Genomic DNA, 18,296 nt, shown 5'->3' with positions numbered 1-18,296 from the left:
CCTAACGGTTATTCAATAGGCTGTTTATTCGGTGTACCCGGTTTCCTTGGGTATTTTTTCGGTGTCTTCTTCACTTTTTTAACCGTAATGATGTTTCTCTCACTATTTTCTTCTGGCAACATGAAAGGATGTATTTCCTCGATTTTTCCACCTAATGTGAATATCGCTTTTTTCCCTGTATCCATTTCATCTTGGGCACTGGCTGCTTTCATCGCAATAAATGTCCCATCGGGTTTAACAAGAGGTAAACATAGCTCGCTCAGGACAGACATTCTCGCCACCGCTCTTGCCATCACAACATCATAGACTTCCCGATGCTCTGGCTTTTGAGCAAAGGATTCTGCGCGATCATGATAAAAGGATACGCCTTTCAATCCCAAAGAGTCAGCAAGGTGGTTTAAAAAAGAAATCCGCTTATTCAACGAATCAACAATCGATACGTGAATATCCGGGAAACAAATCTTTAATGGAATACTTGGAAATCCAGCTCCTGCTCCGACATCGCAAATACGATGAGGTTTATTGAAATCAAAATAAAAAGCTGCGCTGATCGAATCATAAAAATGCTTTAAATACACTTCTTCTTTATCGGTTATGGCCGTTAGGTTCATCTTCTCGTTCCATTCCACCAATAAATGATAATACGTATCAAATTGTTCAAGCTGACGAGGAGAAAGCTCAATGCCTTTCTCCTTCAGTGCTTGTTGGAATTGCTCAATATTCATGATCTCTTCAATCCTTTTCGGGTATTCCCGTTTACTTAGAAATTCTAGCGATCTTTCCTTGTTCTAAATAAACAAGCAAGATCGAGACATCAGCAGGGTTTACACCCGAGATTCGCGAAGCCTGGGCAACGGATAGAGGGTGTACCTGTTTTAATTTTTGGCGAGCTTCTGTAGCCAGTCCATTGATCGCATCATAGTCGATGTTTTCCGGAATTTTTTTATTCTCCATTTTCTTGAGGCGGTCAACCTGCTGCAAGGATTTTTCAATATATCCTTCATATTTGACCTGGATTTCAACTTGTTCCTTCACTTCATCGCTTAGTTCGTCATCACTCGGAGCCAGCTTTTGAATATGAGAATAATCCATCTCTGTACGCTTTAATAAATCAGAAGCGCGAATGCCATCTTTTAGTTCGCTCCCGCCACTTGCGATGATAATATCCTGCACCTCTTGAGTAGGTTTGATAAAGGTAGATTGCAATCGTTCTCGTTCTGCCTCCACTGCCGTTCTTTTCACAAGGAAACGGTTGTAGCGCTCCTCCTTGATCATTCCGATATTATAACCTATTTCCGTCAAACGTAAGTCTGCATTATCATGACGTAACAGTAACCGGTATTCTGCACGTGAAGTCAGTAGGCGATAAGGTTCATTCGTACCTTTTGTAACAAGGTCATCGATCAAAACGCCAATATAAGCATCTGATCGGCTTAGGATAAGTTCTTCTTTTTCCAATGCCTTCAAGCCTGCATTGATACCTGCCATTAGACCTTGACCAGCCGCTTCCTCATAACCGGATGTTCCATTAATTTGGCCAGCCGTATACAGGTTTTTCACTTTCTTCGTTTCCAATGTTGGCCAAAGTTGTGTTGGAACGATTGCATCATATTCAATGGCGTATCCCGCGCGCATCATCTCAGCCTTTTCAAGGCCTGGAATGGTTTGAAGGATTCTAATTTGAACATCTTCCGGAAGGCTCGTAGACAGTCCTTGCACATAAACCTCTTTCGTATTGCGTCCTTCTGGTTCCAAGAATATCTGGTGACGCGGCTTATCATTAAAGCGTACGACCTTATCCTCTATCGATGGGCAGTAACGAGGGCCCGTCCCTTTAATCATTCCAGAATACATCGGGGAACGGTGTAGGTTCGCATCAATGAGCTGGTGAGTCCCTTCATTTGTATACGTTAACCAACATGGTAATTGGTCGGTTATGAACTTTGTCGTTTCAAAAGAAAAGGCACGTGGAACCAAGTCACCCGGCTGAATTTCCGTTTTACTGTAATCAATAGAGGAACTATTGACACGTGGAGGAGTTCCAGTTTTAAAGCGAACTAAATCAAAGCCCAATTCCTCCAAGTGTTCGGAAAGCCTGATGGAAGGCTGCTGATTGTTAGGGCCACTTGAGTATTTTAGTTCCCCTAAAATGATCTCGCCTCGTAAATAGGTACCCGTCGTGATAACGACCGTTTTCGCACGGTAAATCGCACCCGTTTTTGTGAGAACACCTGTACAAACGTCATTCTCAACAATCAATTCCTCGACCATTCCTTGAATCAATGTCAAATTCGGCTCATCTTCTATTGTCTTCTTCATTTCTTGCTGATAAAGGAATTTATCCGCTTGTGCACGTAAAGCACGAACAGCTGGACCTTTAGCCGTATTTAACATCCTCATCTGGATATGGGTCTTATCGATATTTTTCCCCATTTCACCGCCTAAGGCGTCAATTTCCCGGACAACTATCCCTTTTGCCGGACCACCAACAGAAGGATTGCATGGCATAAAGGCAACCATATCCAAGTTGATCGTTATCATCAGTGTTTTGGCACCGACTCTAGCAGATGCAAGGCCGGCTTCACTTCCTGCATGGCCCGCTCCAACTACTATGACGTCATAGCTTCCTGCTTCATATTGCATATTATTTTCCTCCTTCTCCTTTTATTTTCCTAAACAGAATTGCGAGAACAATTGATTGATCAAACCATCCTGAACACTCTCGCCAATGACTTCACCGAGTAGCTCCCAAGCCTTTGTGAAATCAATCTGCACTAAATCAATAGGGGTACCCATTTCTATCGCTTCCATTGAGTCCTCAATCGCTTGCAAAGCCTGTCCAAGTAGTGCAATATGACGGGCGTTGGAAACATAGGTAATGTCGCCCGCCTCCAAAGAGCCCTCAAAGAATAAAGCGGCAATCGCTTCTTCCAATTCATCGACACCCTGATCTTCAAGTAAAGATGTAGTGACTATTTTATGAGAGTTTGCCTTTTCCTTAACCTGCTGCATATTAATTTTCTGTGGCAAATCCGTTTTATTGATGATGACGATGACGTCCATTCCCTCGACCGCTTGAAACAACTTTTCATCTTCCGGGCTAAAGTCATCGGAGTAATTTAAAACGAGTAAAATTAAGTCCGCCTCTTTTAATACAGCTCGAGATCGTTCCACACCAATCCGCTCAACAATATCTTCTGTTTCACGAATACCAGCCGTATCGACAAGTTTAAGAGGAACTCCACGAACATTGACATATTCCTCAATAACATCTCGGGTCGTCCCAGGAATATCAGTCACAATCGCCTTATTTTCATGTACTAAGCTGTTTAGCAAAGATGATTTTCCTACATTCGGACGCCCGATGATGACCGTTGCCAATCCATCACGCAAAATTTTTCCTTGTTGGGCCGTCCGGAGAAGCTTCTCGATCTCCTCCTTCACATAGCTGCCCTTTTCCAAGAATAATCGATGGGTCATTTCTTCCACATCATCATATTCCGGGTAATCTATATTAACCTCGACTTGTGCGAGAGTCTGTAATATTTCATGACGTAGCTTTTGAATTAATTTCGAAAGACGTCCTTCCATTTGTCCCAAAGCAACATTCATCGCTTTATCCGTTTTGGCACGTATTAAATCCATGACAGCCTCTGCCTGGGAAAGATCGATTCTTCCATTCAAAAAAGCTCGTTTCGTGAATTCGCCAGGCTCTGCTAAACGTGCTCCCTGTGAGAGGATAAGCTGTAATACCCGATTAACCGAAACGATTCCACCATGACAATTTATTTCAACGACATCTTCTCTCGTAAAGGTTTTGGGACCTTTCATGACGGAAACCATAACCTCTTCAATGATTTCTCCTGTTTTAGGAACCATTAAGTGCCCGTAATGAATGGTATGTGAATCCACTTCCCGCAAACTCTTACCATTTGGTCCTTTAAAAATTCTATTGGCTATTTCTATGGCCTCATCACCGCTGATTCTTACGATGGCTATTGCCCCTTCCCCTAAGGGAGTTGAAATGGCGGTGATTGTATCGAATTCCATGCTTTCACCTCTTATATATTAATGTTTCTATATTTATCAGATAAAGAAAAAATGTTCGATTCCCTAAATTACAACAATAACACAGTATAATCACGAAAAAAAGTAGATACTCCTTCCTTTCAGGAGTTATCCACACGCCTCGAAATCATGATTTCTGTACGCTTCATTTTAACTTATCCACATGTGAATAACAAATAAAGCCTAACTTTCTTCCTTCCCCAATTTTTAAAAAGTCTTCTTAAAATCGAAGAAGGAAGAATTATCGAGAAACATGTCGATATTTATTGGGTTAGATGCTCTTAATGAATCAAATTTTTCAATACGGAATTTCACACATCAATTTGAACAAAAAAAAACCTTCGCTTAAAAAGCAGAAGGTTCATTTAATCGGAGTGATGACCAAATGGCGAAATGGCTCTGTACCATTTGAAGTGGTCTTGATTTTCGGGTAACGAAGAAGTGCCTTATGAATGATCTTCCGTTCATAGGATGGCATGGGTTCCAATGCAACAGTTTTACCAGTTTTCAGGGATTTATTAGCCATTCTTTCAGCTAATAGGATTAAAGTATCCGTACGACGGTTGCGATAATCCTCTGCATCCACAGTCACATTCAAATACTGCTTCGAGTAACGATTGGCAACTAGTTGTGTTAAATACTGAAGGGAATTTAAAGTTTGGCCCCTTTTACCAATCAATAATGCAATTTTTTCACCTGACAATTGGAACGTTACGTTCTTACCCTGGCGTTGGATGGAAACTTCCGCCTTAACTCCCATTTCCCGAGTGATATCCTGCAGGAATTTCAGTGATTCTTCAACCGGATCGGCAGGCAATGTCACATGGACGATTGCTTGCCTTGCTCCGAACAAACCTAAAAATCCTTTTTTTCCTTCATCTTCAATTTCTATATCCACGCGATCTCTTGTGCTGTTAAGTTGAGCTAAAGCTGAATTTACTGCTTCTTCGACAGATTGTCCTGTAGCAGTTATCTTTTTCACTTTTTCTTTGCTCCCTCCGCGTTTTTCGCAGCTGCTTTTCTAAGATCTGGACCTTTGATGAAATACGTTTGAACGATGCCGAAAAGGTTACCTACTACCCAATAAAGTGAAAGAGCAGCCGGGAAATTAATTGCAAAAATAACAATCATGACTGGCATGATGTAAAGCATCATCGTCATTTGTGCCGCCATTTGAGGATTTGAGTTCATACCCGTCATTGATAACTTTTGTTGAATGAAGGTAGTAATACCAGCAACGATCGGCAAGATATAATAAGGATCTGGAGAACCTAAATCAAACCAGAGAAAACTATGAAGAGAAATCTCATGCGTACGGCTGATTGCATGGTAAAAACCAATTAAAATAGGCATTTGAACCACGATTGGTAAACATCCGGCCAATGGATTCACATTATATTTTGAAAATAACGCCATTGTTTCTTGCTGTAGTTTTTGTTGTGTGGCAGCGTCTTTTGAGCTGTATTTTGCTTGAAGTTCTTTCAATTCTGGTTGAATGGCTTGCATTGCCTTTGAGCTTTTCACCTGTTTAATCATAAGTGGAAGTAATATCAAACGTATGATCAAGGTAACAACAATGATTCCCCAACCATAGCTTCCGCCAAATAATTCAGAAATATAAATAATGAGGGATGATAACGGATAGACAATATATGAATTCCAGAACCCTTCACTATCTGCCGTTATCGGTTCTTTAATCTCCGTACACCCTGATAGCAACATCATTATGGAAGCTAAACCAATGATGAGTAATATTCGTTTCTTCAACCGTTTTTTCCTCCTAACTTCAATCAATCTTTTTTTGAATAAATGTAACCTGATCACAAGTGAACTACAAGGAAAAGTCATCCACTCATTAACGTGAAATTCTATTTTTCAAAGCATCATATCTAACTATGTCGAAAACAGGAGTTTTTTTTGGCATTTTTGGCATTAATGAAGCATTATCTTTTTTTTATATTAAAGTTTAACGATTTAGAACGTTTCAGGACATGAATCAAACTGCTCTTCACTTGAGTGAAATCCATTTCTGCAGCGGGTTTTCTAGCAATCACAATATAGTCTTTTCCCTCATCTATATCTTCTTTCAATTCCAGGAAAGCTTGCCTTATGTACCTTTTAATCTGATTCCGAACAACGGCATTGCCAATTTTTTTACTGACAGAGAGACCGATTCGGAAATGATCCTGTTCGGGCTTTTGAAGGACATAGATAACGAATTGTCGATTAGCAGAGGATTCTCCCTTTTTAAAAACAAGCTGGAATTCGTCCTCTTTCTTTATCCTTAACTTTTTTTTCATCTTTACACCTTCATTGAATGAATTGAGTCTCAGTAAATCCTTTATTCTGCGAAAAAAAACCACTGAGACTTTTCAGTGGTCTATGCAGATAGTACTTTTCTACCTTTACGGCGACGTGCTGCGATTACGTTACGTCCGTTTTTCGTGCTCATACGTGCACGGAAACCGTGAACTTTACTATGTTTGCGATTATTCGGTTGATAAGTTCTTTTCATTATATGACACCTCCCTGAGGAATAACAGTTAAAGACAGTCTTTACAATTATATAGATGTTGGTTTCAACTTGTCAACCACATCTAAAAAAATATTTCTTTTTTTGCTTAATGTCCAGTGGGTCTTTTTGTACTACCTAGCTTATTGTAAATGATTTTGCCTATAACTGATATAGAAATTTTTGGTCAGAAGGAATTTTTCTTGAAATTCACCCTTCAGATCGTCCCTCTTTTTACTACTTTACCATGCAGGTAACGAATCGACAAAAACAAATGAGCTGCAAAATGGGGAAATGCGTTTGGAGGATGGTATACAGCAGGCTTTACAGCCAGTCCTTCTATAAATTATTTTCTATGATCTCAACTTTGAACATCCAACTGTGGATAAAATTCGACACGTTTTTTTCTATCCACAGCCCGTTTCGTGTAGTTTTGCACAAAAAAGCAGCCTGTGGAAAAGTTTTTCCCACAGGCCTATTGAGTTGTGGATAAAGTTTACTAAGTCATTGCAACACGTTCAAATATCTGATATTATATTTGTGTTTTCACTCTGAATAACTTTATCAACATATGTCGGTTATCCACAGACTGTGCATAACTTGTGGATAGTTTATTCAACCTGTGAATATTAATCTGTCCACAACCAGTGGATATTGTCGAAAACCCTTTTTTCTTCTTATTATATATTTCTAGAAATACCTGTTGATGAATAAACATGCGGACCTGCATCTTATTACTGGATGCTATTTATACAAAGGTTGTACAATGCGCGATATAGTTCCAGGGACCCAACTTTTTGTGACATCCAATATCCCTTATACAGCTCACCGAACCTTTGCTGTCCCAATTTATTTTAAAGACAGCAATCGATGAGTTTATTTGTGCCTAGACCTTTTAATACTATAGAAAAATATTTTGCAAAGGAGGGATAAGTTTGGATAACATCGATAGCCTCTGGAATCAGGCACTCGGAAAAATTGAAAAGAAAATCAGTAAACCAAGCTTTGAAACTTGGCTTAAATCTACTAAAGCTTATTTACTTCAAGGTGATATTTTAACAGTCACCGCTCCCAATGAATTTGCTAGGGACTGGCTCGAGGAACGCTATTCACACCTCATTTCCGATGTTTTATTTGAACTAACGGGTGAGGAATTGGAAGCGAAATTTATTATTCCTCCCAATCAGGAAGATGATGACTTTTCCGCTCCTGTTCAGCCCAAGAAGATTAAAAAACAGGATAAGGAAAACAATCCATTTCCACAGCACATGCTGAATTCAAAAAATACTTTTGATACGTTTGTCATTGGCTCCGGCAATCGTTTTGCCCATGCTGCGTCTCTCGCTGTCGCAGAAGCACCTGCTAAAGCCTATAACCCTTTATTCATCTATGGAGGAGTAGGACTTGGTAAAACTCATTTAATGCATGCCATCGGTCATTATGTATTAGAGCATAACCCGAAGGCCAAAGTTGTTTATTTGTCATCTGAAAAATTCACGAACGAGTTCATCAACTCAATCCGGGACAACAAGGCAGGAGAATTTCGAGATAGGTACCGGACTGTTGATGTCTTATTAATTGATGATATTCAGTTCTTAGCAGGAAAAGAACAAACTCAAGAAGAGTTTTTCCATACATTCAACGCCTTGCATGAGGAAAGTAAGCAGATCGTCATCTCGAGTGATCGCCCACCCAAAGAGATTCCCACACTCGAAGATCGGCTCCGTTCCCGCTTTGAATGGGGTTTAATAACGGATATTACACCACCTGATTTAGAAACTCGGATTGCCATTTTACGTAAGAAGGCAAAAGCAGAGGGACTTGATATCCCGAATGAAGTCATGCTTTATATCGCCAATCAAATCGATTCGAATATAAGGGAGCTCGAAGGTGCACTTATTCGTGTTGTCGCTTATTCTTCGTTAATTAATAAAGATATCAATGCTGATTTGGCAGCTGAAGCGTTAAAAGACATCATCCCTAGCTCAAAACCTAAAATAATCACGATTTTAGAAATTCAAAAAACAGTCGGTGAACATTACAGCGTGAAATTAGAGGACTTCAAGGCGAAGAAGCGAACTAAATCCGTTGCCTTTCCAAGACAGATCGCCATGTACCTTTCCCGGGAGATGACTGATTTCTCCTTACCTAAAATAGGCGATGAGTTTGGGGGACGGGACCATACGACCGTAATCCATGCCCATGAAAAGATATCGAAGCTCATGCAAACGGATACCCAGCTTCAACGTCAGGTTAAAGAAATCCAGGATCAGTTAAAGGTATAATGGTTACGGGATAATGTGTATAACTGATGACTACTTACACACAGTCTGTCCACATGTGGATAGACTGTTTTATCTTAGGCTAAACCCACTTATCCACATATCCACAAGACCTACTACTATTACTACTATCTTTTTTAAATAAAAATATTAATAAAATGCCCGTTTTGGCAATTAAAATTGGAGGATGGAACATGAGATTCGTAATTCAAAGAGATCGATTAGTTCATAGTGTCCAAGAAGTAATGAAAGCTGTCACGTCAAGAACCACGATTCCTATTTTAACGGGGATAAAAATAAGCGTTACAACAGAAGGCGTTACATTAACGGGAAGTGACTCTGATATTTCCATTCAATCATTCATTCCAGCCGAGGTAGATGGTGATGAGATTGTTGAAGTGAAAAGCAGCGGAGGCATTGTCTTAAATGCTCGCTTTTTCAGTGAAATTGTCAAAAAGTTGCCGATGGATACTGTAGAAATAGAAGTTCAAAATAATTTCCAAACCATTATTCGATCTGGTAAAGCGGAATTCAACCTAAATGGACTGGATCCTGAAGAATATCCTCATTTACCGATCATCGAAGAAGAAAATATCTTTAAACTTCCCACAGACCTTTTAAAAACCCTGATTCGTCAAACCGGGTTTGCAGTGTCCACCTCAGAAACACGACCTATCTTAACAGGTGTAAACTTGAGGGTCGAAAATGACGAACTAACCTGTATTGCAACAGATAGTCACAGGTTGGCCATGAGGACAGCGAAAATAGAAAATAAAATTAATGGAGCCTATAGTGTCGTCATTCCTGGGAAAAGCCTGAGTGAATTGAGTAAAATCCTTGATGATACGAACGAACTTATCGAAATCGTCATAACGGATAACCAAGTTTTATTCAAAGCAGAAAATTTATTGTTCTTCTCGCGTCTACTAGAAGGGAACTACCCAGATACTTCCCGATTGATCCCTACGGATAGCAAAACAGATGTGATAGTCCACACGAAAGATTTCTTGCAAGCGATTGACCGGGCCTCTTTATTAGCTAGAGAAGGAAGAAATAATGTGGTTAAGTTAACAACCGTTGAAGGCCGCATTATTGAGGTATCTTCCAATACACCGGAAATAGGTAAAGTAAGTGAAGAAGTACAAGCTGAAGCCATTGAAGGGGAAGATTTAAAAATATCCTTCAGTGCAAAATTTGTCATGGATGCCTTGAAGGCTTTGGAAGGAACGGACATTAAAATCAATTTCACCGGGGCTATGCGTCCATTCGTTATTCGACCGCTACATGATGAATCCATGCTCCAATTGATTCTGCCTGTAAGAACTTATTAAAATAATATGTTCGAAAAATTAAAGACCTGATTAGCGGGTCTTTAATTTTTTTTAAAATATATAAATACCGTGGACTTCTCAGGAGGGTCACCTGTAAAAAAAAGGATGTACAAAAGCTTTACTTTGTCTTAATCCGATTTATTTAGTAAAATAAAGTATTACAGACTACTTAGAAATGAGTGAGGCACCGAATGGACTCAATAAAAATAAACACGGAATATATCACACTAGGACAATTCTTGAAAGTAGCCGATTTAATTCAAAGCGGCGGAATGTCAAAATGGTTTTTAAGTGAATATGAAGTTTTCATTAACGGCGAATTAGACGTGAGACGAGGAAGAAAGTTACGATCAGGGGATAAGATAGAAATTCCTGAATTCGGCACCTTCACGATAACAAGCTAAAACATAAGGGAAGAGCGGATCATGTATATTGAAAATATAAGCTTGAAAAACTACCGCAACTATACCGAATTAGACCTTACCTTTGAAAATAAGGTCAATGTTATCCTTGGGGAAAATGCTCAAGGCAAAACAAATGTCATGGAATCCATTTTTGTTTTAGCGATGGCAAAATCCCACAGGACTTCAAATGATAAAGAACTTATTCGCTGGGATGAAGAGTATGCTAAAATAGAAGGCAGAGTAAGAAAAAGAAATACATCAATCCCACTCGAGCTGACCATTTCAAAAAAAGGTAAAAAGGCGAAATGTAACCATATTGAGCAAAGGAAATTAAGTCAGTATGTCGGCAATATGAATGTGGTCATGTTTGCTCCTGAGGACCTTAATCTCGTAAAGGGAAGTCCTCAAGTCAGACGCCGTTTTATAGATATGGAAATTGGCCAGGTTTCTCCCGTATACCTTCATGATATGAGCCAATATCATAAAATACTTCAACAAAGAAATCATTACTTAAAACTTCTGCAGACCCGTAAACAAAAGGATGAGGCGATGCTGGGTGTATTAACTGACCAGATTATTCAGTATGCAGCGAAAATTGTCGAAAGAAGGTTTCACTTTCTTTCCAAGCTTCAGCAATGGGCTGAGCCGATTCATTCAGGTATCTCCAGGAATTTAGAAGTATTGAAAATCCAATATAAACCGTCGCTTGATGTATCAGAATCCATGATTTTGACGAAAATAATAGAAGTATACACAGAAAAATTTGATAAAATAAAAGCAAGAGAAATTGAACGGGGCGTAACACTGATAGGACCTCATCGGGATGACTTGATATTTTATGTGAATGACCGTGATGTTCAGACCTATGGTTCCCAGGGGCAACAGCGTACGACTGCTCTTTCCTTGAAACTTGCTGAAATTGAATTGATTCATGAAGAAATCGGAGAATATCCGATTTTATTATTGGATGATGTGTTATCCGAACTTGACGATTACCGTCAATCTCACTTGCTAAATACGATACAAGGAAAAGTGCAGACATTTGTGACGACTCCTTCTGTTGACGGAATCGATCACCAAACCCTAAGAGAAGCGTCCACCTTTTATGTGAGTGAAGGCAGTATAAACAAGGTTAAATAACGAGGTGAAGGCATGTATCTCCATATTGGTGAGGATATTCTTGTGAAAACGGACGATATCATAGCTATTCTAGATAAAAAGATGCTTCAATCTTCTCCGATATTCGATGAATTCTTGGAGAAAAGGGTAGATGCAATCTCTCATTTAACAAAAAACTCGGTTAAATCGATTGTAGTGACAGAAAAGCAGGTTTATTATTCGCCGCTTGCCTCAGTCACGCTGAAAAGGCGCTCACAGCAGTCACCGTCATTAATCGATGAATAAATGCTTTATAGATGTTTAGAGTAATCCTTTAAAAGTGATAAATGCCAAAAGAAAAGTGTAGGTGATACGTATGACAATGGAACAAAAAGAAGTACAAGCTCAGGCATACGATGAGAATCAGATACAGGTTTTAGAAGGCTTAGAAGCAGTACGTAAGCGTCCCGGCATGTATATCGGTACCACGTCTGCAAAAGGACTTCACCATCTTGTTTGGGAAATTGTCGATAATAGTATTGATGAAGCGCTAGCAGGTTTTTGTGATGAAATCAAAGTCACGATCGAAGCAGACAACAGTATTACCGTTGTCGATAATGGCCGTGGTATTCCAGTAGGTATCCACGAAAAAATGGGACGTCCTGCCGTAGAGGTCATCATGACGGTCCTTCATGCTGGTGGGAAATTTGGCGGCGGAGGCTATAAGGTTTCCGGAGGTCTGCATGGCGTAGGTGCCTCAGTCGTAAATGCCCTTTCGACTGTTTTAGAAGTATTTGTTCATCGCGATGGAAAAATACATTATCAGCAATTTAATCGGGGCGTACCTAAAGAAGATCTGAAGGTTATAGGCGAAACCGATCATACGGGCACGACGGTCCATTTCATACCGGATTCAGAAATCTTCACGGAATCCTTGGAATATGACTTCGATACATTAGCCACTCGTATTCGTGAGCTAGCATTCTTGAATAAAGGCTTGAAACTGGTCATAGAAGACAAGCGTGAAGAAGAAGAAAAAATTAAGGAATTCCACTATGAGGGCGGCATTAAGTCTTACGTGGAGCATTTGAACCGTTCAAAACAAGTGCTACATGAGGAGCCAATCTTCATGGAAGGTGAGCGGGACGGCATTACTGTCGAGTTAGCTTTACAATACAATGATAGCTATATCAGTAACGTCTTTTCTTTTGCGAATAATATTCATACGTATGAAGGCGGTACGCATGAATCAGGCTTCAAGACTGCATTGACCCGAGTGATTAATGATTATGCCCGGAAAAATAGCCTGTTAAAAGAAGCGGACTCCAATTTTTCAGGTGAAGATGTGCGTGAAGGTCTAACGGCCATCATTTCCATTAAGCATCCTGAACCGCAATTCGAAGGACAAACAAAAACCAAACTGGGTAATTCCGAGGTAAGAACCGTTACGGATTCCATTCTTTCAGAAAGGTTGGACTCTTTCTTATACGAAAATCCTTCCGTTGCCAGAAAAATCATTGATAAAGGACTTATGGCTGCAAGAGCACGGATGGCTGCCAAGAAAGCCCGTGAGTTAACAAGAAGAAAAAGTGCCTTGGAGGTCTCCAATCTACCAGGGAAACTAGCAGATTGTTCCTCGAAGGACCCAAGTATCAGCGAACTGTATATCGTGGAAGGAAACTCGGCGGGAGGTTCTGCTAAACAAGGTCGTGACCGTCATTTCCAAGCTATTTTGCCACTAAGAGGTAAAATTCTAAACGTAGAGAAAGCCCGTTTGGATCGAATTCTTCATAACGAGGAAATTGGTACGATTATTACAGCACTTGGAACGGGTATCGGTGATGAATTTAACATTGAGAAAGCAAGATACCATAAAATAGTCATCATGACCGATGCCGATGTAGATGGTGCCCATATCAGAACGTTAATGCTGACATTCTTCTACCGCTATATGAGAAAAATTATCGAGTATGGTTATATTTATATCGCCCAGCCACCTCTTTTCAAAATTCAACAGGGGAAAAAAGTGGACTATGCCTATAATGACCGGGAGCTTGAACAAATCTTGGCAAACCTGCCAAGCACTCCGAAGCCTAACATGCAGCGTTATAAAGGGTTGGGGGAAATGAATCCAGAGCAACTATGGGATACAACCATGAGCCCAGATACAAGAACACTGCTCCAAGTTAGTTTGAAAGACGCTGCCGAGGCAGATGAAACTTTCGAGATGTTGATGGGAGACAAGGTAGAGCCGCGACGTAACTTCATTGAAGAAAATGCGATTTATGTAAAAAATCTAGATATTTGATTTTTTTGACAGGATGAGGATATGTCCTGTTCTTTTACATAGTGCACGATCAGTTTGAAAAATGAGAGTAAAAGCTTTATATAGGAGGTTGGCTCCATGTCAGAAAATGAAAGATCAGGTGTAAAAGAAATAAATATAAGTACCGAGATGCGAACGTCATTTTTGGATTATGCAATGAGTGTTATCGTTTCTCGGGCTTTGCCTGATGTAAGGGACGGTTTGAAACCGGTCCACAGAAGAATCCTTTATGCAATGAATGACCTGGGAATGACTTCGGATAAACCATTTAAAAAATCCGCCCGTATCGTCGGTGAAGTAATTGGTAAGTATCACCCGCATGGTGATTCTGCAGTGTATGAAACGATGGTCCGGATGGCACAGCCTTTTAATTATCGCTATATGCTAGTTGATGGCCACGGGAATTTCGGTTCGGTCGATGGTGACCAAGCGGCCGCCATGCGTTATACAGAAGCGAGAATGTCGAAGATTTCCATGGAACTGCTTCGGGATTTAAATAAAGATACGGTTGACTACCAAGATAACTATGATGGTTCAGAGAGAGAACCTGCTGTAATGCCAGCACGTTTCCCTAACCTTTTAGTGAATGGTTCATCTGGGATAGCAGTCGGAATGGCTACCAATATACCACCTCACCAATTAGGGGAGATTATAGATGGTGTGCTGGCTTTAAGTAAAAATCCTGAAATCACGATTCCAGAGTTGATGGAATACATTCCTGGACCGGATTTCCCGACTGCCGGCCTGATATTGGGACGTAGTGGCATTAGAAAAGCCTACGAAACTGGAAAAGGCTCTATCATTCAGAGGGCTAGAGTGGAAATCGAAGAGAAATCCAATGGTAAGCAAGTCATCGTTGTTAACGAAATACCTTATCAAGTGAACAAGGCAAGGTTGATTGAAAAAATAGCCGAGCTTGCCCGTGATAAGAAAATCGAGGGAATTACCGATTTAAGGGACGAATCAGATCGTAACGGCATGCGTATTGTCATGGAACTTCGGAAGGACGTAAATGCAAATGTCCTTTTAAATAATCTTTACAAGCATACCGCTATGCAGACGACCTTTGGAATCAACCTACTTGCTTTGGTTGATGGACAACCTAAAGTCCTGAACTTAAAGGAATGCCTCTATCACTATTTAGAACATCAAAAAATCGTCATTCGGCGTAGAACGGAATTCGAATTAAGAAAAGCGGAAGCTCGTGCACACATATTAGAAGGGTTGCGCGTTGCTCTCGATAATTTGGATGCCGTCATTACATTAATTCGTGGTTCGCAAACCACCGAGTTAGCTCGTGAAGGGCTAATGACACAATTTTCGCTTTCGGAAAAACAAGCCCAAGCTATTTTAGATATGCGTCTACAGCGCTTAACTGGTTTGGAAAGGGAAAAAATCGAAGAGGAATACCAAACGTTAATGGCGTTAATCGCAGAATATAAATCGGTTCTTGCCAATGATGAAAAGGTTCTTGAAATTATTCGTGAAGAGCTTCTTGAAATTAAAGACCGCTTTAATGATAAACGGAGAACTGAAATCACATTAGTAGGATTTGAGAGCCTAGAGGATGAAGATTTAATCCCAGAGGAAAACATTATCGTGACACTGACCCATAACGGCTATATCAAACGCTTGCCTGCAACTACGTACCGTAGTCAAAAACGCGGTGGACGAGGCATACAGGGTATGGGTACGAATGCTGATGACTTTGTCGATCATCTATTAACGACTTCGACCCACGATACATTATTATTCTTTACCAATAAAGGGAAAGTCTATCGAACTAAAGGATATGAAATACCCGAATATGGACGTACAGCAAAAGGGCTGCCACTTATCAACTTGTTAGAAGTTGATAAAGGTGAGTGGGTCAATGCAATCATCCCGGTAAAGGAATTTGCTAGTGATTGGTATCTATTCTTTACAACAAGGCACGGGATATCCAAGCGTACGCCACTATCATCTTTCGCCAATATCCGGAATAATGGTTTGATTGCTGTAGGCCTTCGCGAGGACGACGAACTGATTTCCGTACGACTTACGAATGGAGAGAAACAAATTATCATCGGAACAAAAGCTGGGATGATGATTCGTTTCCCAGAAACGGATGTCCGCACAATGGGGCGTACCGCTGCTGGTGTAAAAGGTATTTCCTTACGAGCTTCCGATGAAGTAATCGGTATGGAAATCTTGGAAGAAAATGAAGAAGTCTTGATCGTTACGAAAAATGGTTATGGTAAAAGGACAAATGCCGAGGAATACCGTATCCAAAGCCGGGGCGGTAAAGGAATCAAAACGTGTAATGTCACTGAGAAAAATGGTGAGCTTATTGCCGTTAAAACCGTGACAGGAGAAGAAGAGGACTTAATGCTGATTACGGCTGCTGGCGTATTGATTCGTATGGAAGTTGAAGGAATTTCCAAAACGGGTCGTAATACACAGGGTGTTAAGCTTATCCGTCTTGAATCTTCAGATAATGAATATGTTTCGACGGTTGCCATTGTTGGACGTGAAGAAGAAGAAGAATTTGAGGAACCAATAGAAAGTATGGAAGAAAATGCTCCTGTTGCAGATTCGGTAGAAAATGCAGAAAATGTAGTGAAGGATGAGAGTGAATCAGACTCGGAAGAATAAAAATTAATCCAAGAAGGATCTCAGCTAATTATGCTGGGATCTTTTTTTATGGAAATCAAGCAATAAAAAGAAAGGGGAAATAAGATATTAGGTACAAAGAAATAGGCTTTTTGTTGTGTTATATCTTGATTTCGATAGATATAATCCTAAAATAAAGAAAAAATATAGGTATTTAATCATAAATAAAGATGGTCAACTCCATATTTTACTAGTAAAATAAACTACATTAAATCACTGTTACAGAGGTGAGCAGTTTTGCTGGTGAAAACTAAATTTTTGATTGAAGGTTGCATACTTTCAAAAGATGTTAAGGGATATGCGAGTCAACCCATCATGAATGAAAAAACGGTATTGACTTCAGAGTTGATAGAAGTCCTCCAGGTATTTTTGATAGAAGAGGTTAGCGTTGAAAAGATATTGATTGATGGAGAAAAATTTCTTCCGAAGGAAATCATTGATAATGAACTGGAAGATATAGAGGATATCTCTAATTTTACCACCCAATATTTAAAAACCGTACAAACCTATAAGCAGCTTTTTAAAAATTGGCAGGCAGGAAGTAAGGTTGAAGTGGCTCTAGTCCGTTCGTTCCTAATTCCTCTGGTCGATAAAGCTCTGGAAGAACCAAGTGATATCCTAAAACTCCATCATTACAGTACTAAAGAAGATTATGTCTATCACCATGCAATATCAATCGGCTTAATAGGAGCATTCATTGCATTTAAAATGAAATGTCAGTTACCGGATGTCTATCAAGTAGCCCTTGGCGGATGTTTAGCAGACTCTGGGATGGCAAAATTATCACCAGGTATTCTCAATAAAACCACAACTTTAACGTTGGAAGAACATCAGGAGATTCAGAATCATCCTATTTTCAGTTACCAAATGATCAAAGATAGTACCGTCATTACGGATAGTGTGAAGTTAGCGGTACTAGAGCACCATGGGAGGTTGGATGGAAGTGGGTATCCCCAGAAAATACGCACCAAAACCATGCACCTGTTTTCGAAAATAATAGCAGTGGCAGATGTTTTTCATGCTATGACATCCGAAAGAGTCTATAGGAAAAAGCAATCGCCATTTAAAGTTATAGAGATGATAATGCATGATAATTTTGGGAAATTCGACATCACAGTCGTTCAAGCGTTATTAGATGGCTTTTCTAGTTTTTCTATCGGTAGCAATGTCAAACTGAACAATGGTTCCAGGGCCGGGATAATATTTATTGATGCGAACTCACAAACTAGGCCACTTGTTCAATTACATGATAGCGGGGAAATAATTAATTTAGGAGTAAATAGAGAGTTATATATAGAAGAAATCTTATGAGTCAGAGGAAGCTTGCTAGATTAACTGGGTAAGCCTCTTTGGCTAAAATAGAAGCCGACTGGAGATGAAATAGAATTCTTTTTTTTATTTTGAAATAACACTTGCATTTATTAGCTATAATAGATATACTAATTAAGTCGACAAGCGAGATAAAAAAGTTGTTGACAAGAGATAATATATTTGATATATTATTAAAGTCGCTTCAGGGCGAATGTTTATTGCTCTTTGAAAACTGAACAAAACAAAGCGCCAACGTAAATTTTGAGTGAGCACACACTATTAAAAAAGCAAAATGAGCAAGTCAAACATTTC

At 39.8% G+C, this 18,296-nt stretch carries 15 protein-coding genes; 8 read left to right on the top strand and 7 right to left on the bottom strand.

The window, feature by feature from the left end; all coding sequences use genetic code 11:
* Nucleotides 1–8: 8 nt before the first annotated feature.
* The 7 genes from rsmG to rpmH form a co-directional block, all read right to left on the bottom strand.
* Complete coding sequence (gene rsmG, locus ACIQXN_RS03345; protein WP_402961774.1) at nucleotides 9–725, bottom strand: 16S rRNA (guanine(527)-N(7))-methyltransferase RsmG; 717 nt, start codon at nucleotides 723–725, stop codon at nucleotides 9–11.
* Between the two features lie 31 nt (nucleotides 726–756).
* Nucleotides 757–2,643 carry a tRNA uridine-5-carboxymethylaminomethyl(34) synthesis enzyme MnmG gene (gene mnmG / locus ACIQXN_RS03340; protein WP_402961772.1) on the bottom strand — a complete coding sequence of 629 codons (1,887 nt, stop codon included), beginning with the start codon at nucleotides 2,641–2,643 and terminating at the stop codon, nucleotides 757–759.
* Between the two features lie 21 nt (nucleotides 2,644–2,664).
* Nucleotides 2,665–4,050 (bottom strand): tRNA uridine-5-carboxymethylaminomethyl(34) synthesis GTPase MnmE, encoded by a 1,386-nt coding sequence (gene mnmE / locus ACIQXN_RS03335; protein WP_402961769.1) that lies wholly within the window; start codon nucleotides 4,048–4,050, stop codon nucleotides 2,665–2,667.
* A 379-nt stretch (nucleotides 4,051–4,429) separates the two neighbouring features.
* Nucleotides 4,430–5,050 carry an RNA-binding cell elongation regulator Jag/EloR gene (gene jag, locus ACIQXN_RS03330; protein WP_402961767.1) on the bottom strand — a complete coding sequence of 207 codons (621 nt, stop codon included), beginning with the start codon at nucleotides 5,048–5,050 and terminating at the stop codon, nucleotides 4,430–4,432.
* A complete protein-coding gene (spoIIIJ, locus tag ACIQXN_RS03325; protein WP_402961764.1) occupies nucleotides 5,047–5,835 on the bottom strand; it encodes a YidC family membrane integrase SpoIIIJ in 789 nt (262 codons plus the stop codon). The genes jag and spoIIIJ overlap by 4 nt, the downstream gene beginning before the upstream one ends.
* Before the next feature lie 176 nt (nucleotides 5,836–6,011).
* On the bottom strand, nucleotides 6,012–6,368 hold the full coding sequence (rnpA, locus tag ACIQXN_RS03320) for a ribonuclease P protein component (protein WP_402961762.1): 357 nt from the start codon (nucleotides 6,366–6,368) through the stop codon (nucleotides 6,012–6,014).
* An 80-nt stretch (nucleotides 6,369–6,448) separates the two neighbouring features.
* A complete protein-coding gene (rpmH, locus tag ACIQXN_RS03315; protein WP_402869919.1) occupies nucleotides 6,449–6,583 on the bottom strand; it encodes a 50S ribosomal protein L34 in 135 nt (44 codons plus the stop codon).
* Nucleotides 6,584–7,515: 932 nt separating this feature from the next.
* Between rpmH and dnaA the strand changes: the two genes are divergently transcribed.
* The 8 genes from dnaA to ACIQXN_RS03275 all read left to right on the top strand — a co-directional run bounded on the left by dnaA (nucleotide 7,516) and on the right by ACIQXN_RS03275 (nucleotide 17,984).
* Complete coding sequence (gene dnaA, locus ACIQXN_RS03310; RefSeq protein ID WP_402869917.1) at nucleotides 7,516–8,865, top strand: chromosomal replication initiator protein DnaA; 1,350 nt, start codon at nucleotides 7,516–7,518, stop codon at nucleotides 8,863–8,865.
* A 191-nt stretch (nucleotides 8,866–9,056) separates the two neighbouring features.
* A complete protein-coding gene (gene dnaN / locus ACIQXN_RS03305) occupies nucleotides 9,057–10,193 on the top strand; it encodes a DNA polymerase III subunit beta (protein ID WP_402961760.1) in 1,137 nt (378 codons plus the stop codon).
* Between the two features lie 191 nt (nucleotides 10,194–10,384).
* A complete protein-coding gene (gene yaaA, locus ACIQXN_RS03300; protein WP_402961758.1) occupies nucleotides 10,385–10,597 on the top strand; it encodes a S4 domain-containing protein YaaA in 213 nt (70 codons plus the stop codon).
* Nucleotides 10,598–10,618: 21 nt separating this feature from the next.
* The gene (gene recF / locus ACIQXN_RS03295; protein ID WP_402961756.1) at nucleotides 10,619–11,737 is read left to right on the top strand and encodes a DNA replication/repair protein RecF; all 1,119 of its coding nucleotides are present in this window, start codon (nucleotides 10,619–10,621) and stop codon (nucleotides 11,735–11,737) included.
* Nucleotides 11,738–11,749: 12 nt separating this feature from the next.
* Nucleotides 11,750–12,001: an extracellular matrix regulator RemB gene (gene remB, locus ACIQXN_RS03290; RefSeq protein ID WP_402961754.1), complete on the top strand. Its 252-nt coding sequence runs from the start codon at nucleotides 11,750–11,752 to the stop codon at nucleotides 11,999–12,001.
* A 76-nt stretch (nucleotides 12,002–12,077) separates the two neighbouring features.
* Nucleotides 12,078–14,003, top strand: a complete 1,926-nt coding sequence (gene gyrB, locus ACIQXN_RS03285) for a DNA topoisomerase (ATP-hydrolyzing) subunit B (protein WP_402963291.1) — start codon at nucleotides 12,078–12,080, stop codon at nucleotides 14,001–14,003.
* Nucleotides 14,004–14,099: 96 nt separating this feature from the next.
* Entirely contained in the window at nucleotides 14,100–16,655 is a 2,556-nt protein-coding gene (gene gyrA / locus ACIQXN_RS03280; RefSeq protein WP_402961752.1) for a DNA gyrase subunit A, read from the top strand.
* A 261-nt stretch (nucleotides 16,656–16,916) separates the two neighbouring features.
* Complete coding sequence (locus ACIQXN_RS03275; RefSeq protein WP_402961750.1) at nucleotides 16,917–17,984, top strand: HD-GYP domain-containing protein; 1,068 nt, start codon at nucleotides 16,917–16,919, stop codon at nucleotides 17,982–17,984.
* The last annotated feature ends 312 nt before the right edge of the window (nucleotides 17,985–18,296 follow it).

Origin of the sequence: Peribacillus sp. NPDC097295 (assembly GCF_044761665.1) — a bacterium.
GTDB lineage: Bacteria > Bacillota > Bacilli > Bacillales > DSM-1321 > Peribacillus.
The sequence above is the reverse complement of the archived record's forward strand: the minus strand, read 5'-3'. Positions and strand labels throughout refer to the sequence as shown.

Coding starts and splice junctions, on each gene's coding strand:
- rsmG (WP_402961774.1), bottom strand. CDS start 725: ATGAATATTGAGCAATTCCAACAAGCACTGAAGGAGAAAGGCATTGAG.
- mnmG (WP_402961772.1), bottom strand. CDS start 2,643: ATGCAATATGAAGCAGGAAGCTATGACGTCATAGTAGTTGGAGCGGGC.
- mnmE (WP_402961769.1), bottom strand. CDS start 4,050: ATGGAATTCGATACAATCACCGCCATTTCAACTCCCTTAGGGGAAGGG.
- rnpA (WP_402961762.1), bottom strand. CDS start 6,368: ATGAAAAAAAAGTTAAGGATAAAGAAAGAGGACGAATTCCAGCTTGTT.
- rpmH (WP_402869919.1), bottom strand. CDS start 6,583: ATGAAAAGAACTTATCAACCGAATAATCGCAAACATAGTAAAGTTCAC.
- dnaN (WP_402961760.1), top strand. CDS start 9,057: ATGAGATTCGTAATTCAAAGAGATCGATTAGTTCATAGTGTCCAAGAA.
- yaaA (WP_402961758.1), top strand. CDS start 10,385: ATGGACTCAATAAAAATAAACACGGAATATATCACACTAGGACAATTC.
- recF (WP_402961756.1), top strand. CDS start 10,619: ATGTATATTGAAAATATAAGCTTGAAAAACTACCGCAACTATACCGAA.
- remB (WP_402961754.1), top strand. CDS start 11,750: ATGTATCTCCATATTGGTGAGGATATTCTTGTGAAAACGGACGATATC.
- gyrB (WP_402963291.1), top strand. CDS start 12,078: ATGGAACAAAAAGAAGTACAAGCTCAGGCATACGATGAGAATCAGATA.
- gyrA (WP_402961752.1), top strand. CDS start 14,100: ATGTCAGAAAATGAAAGATCAGGTGTAAAAGAAATAAATATAAGTACC.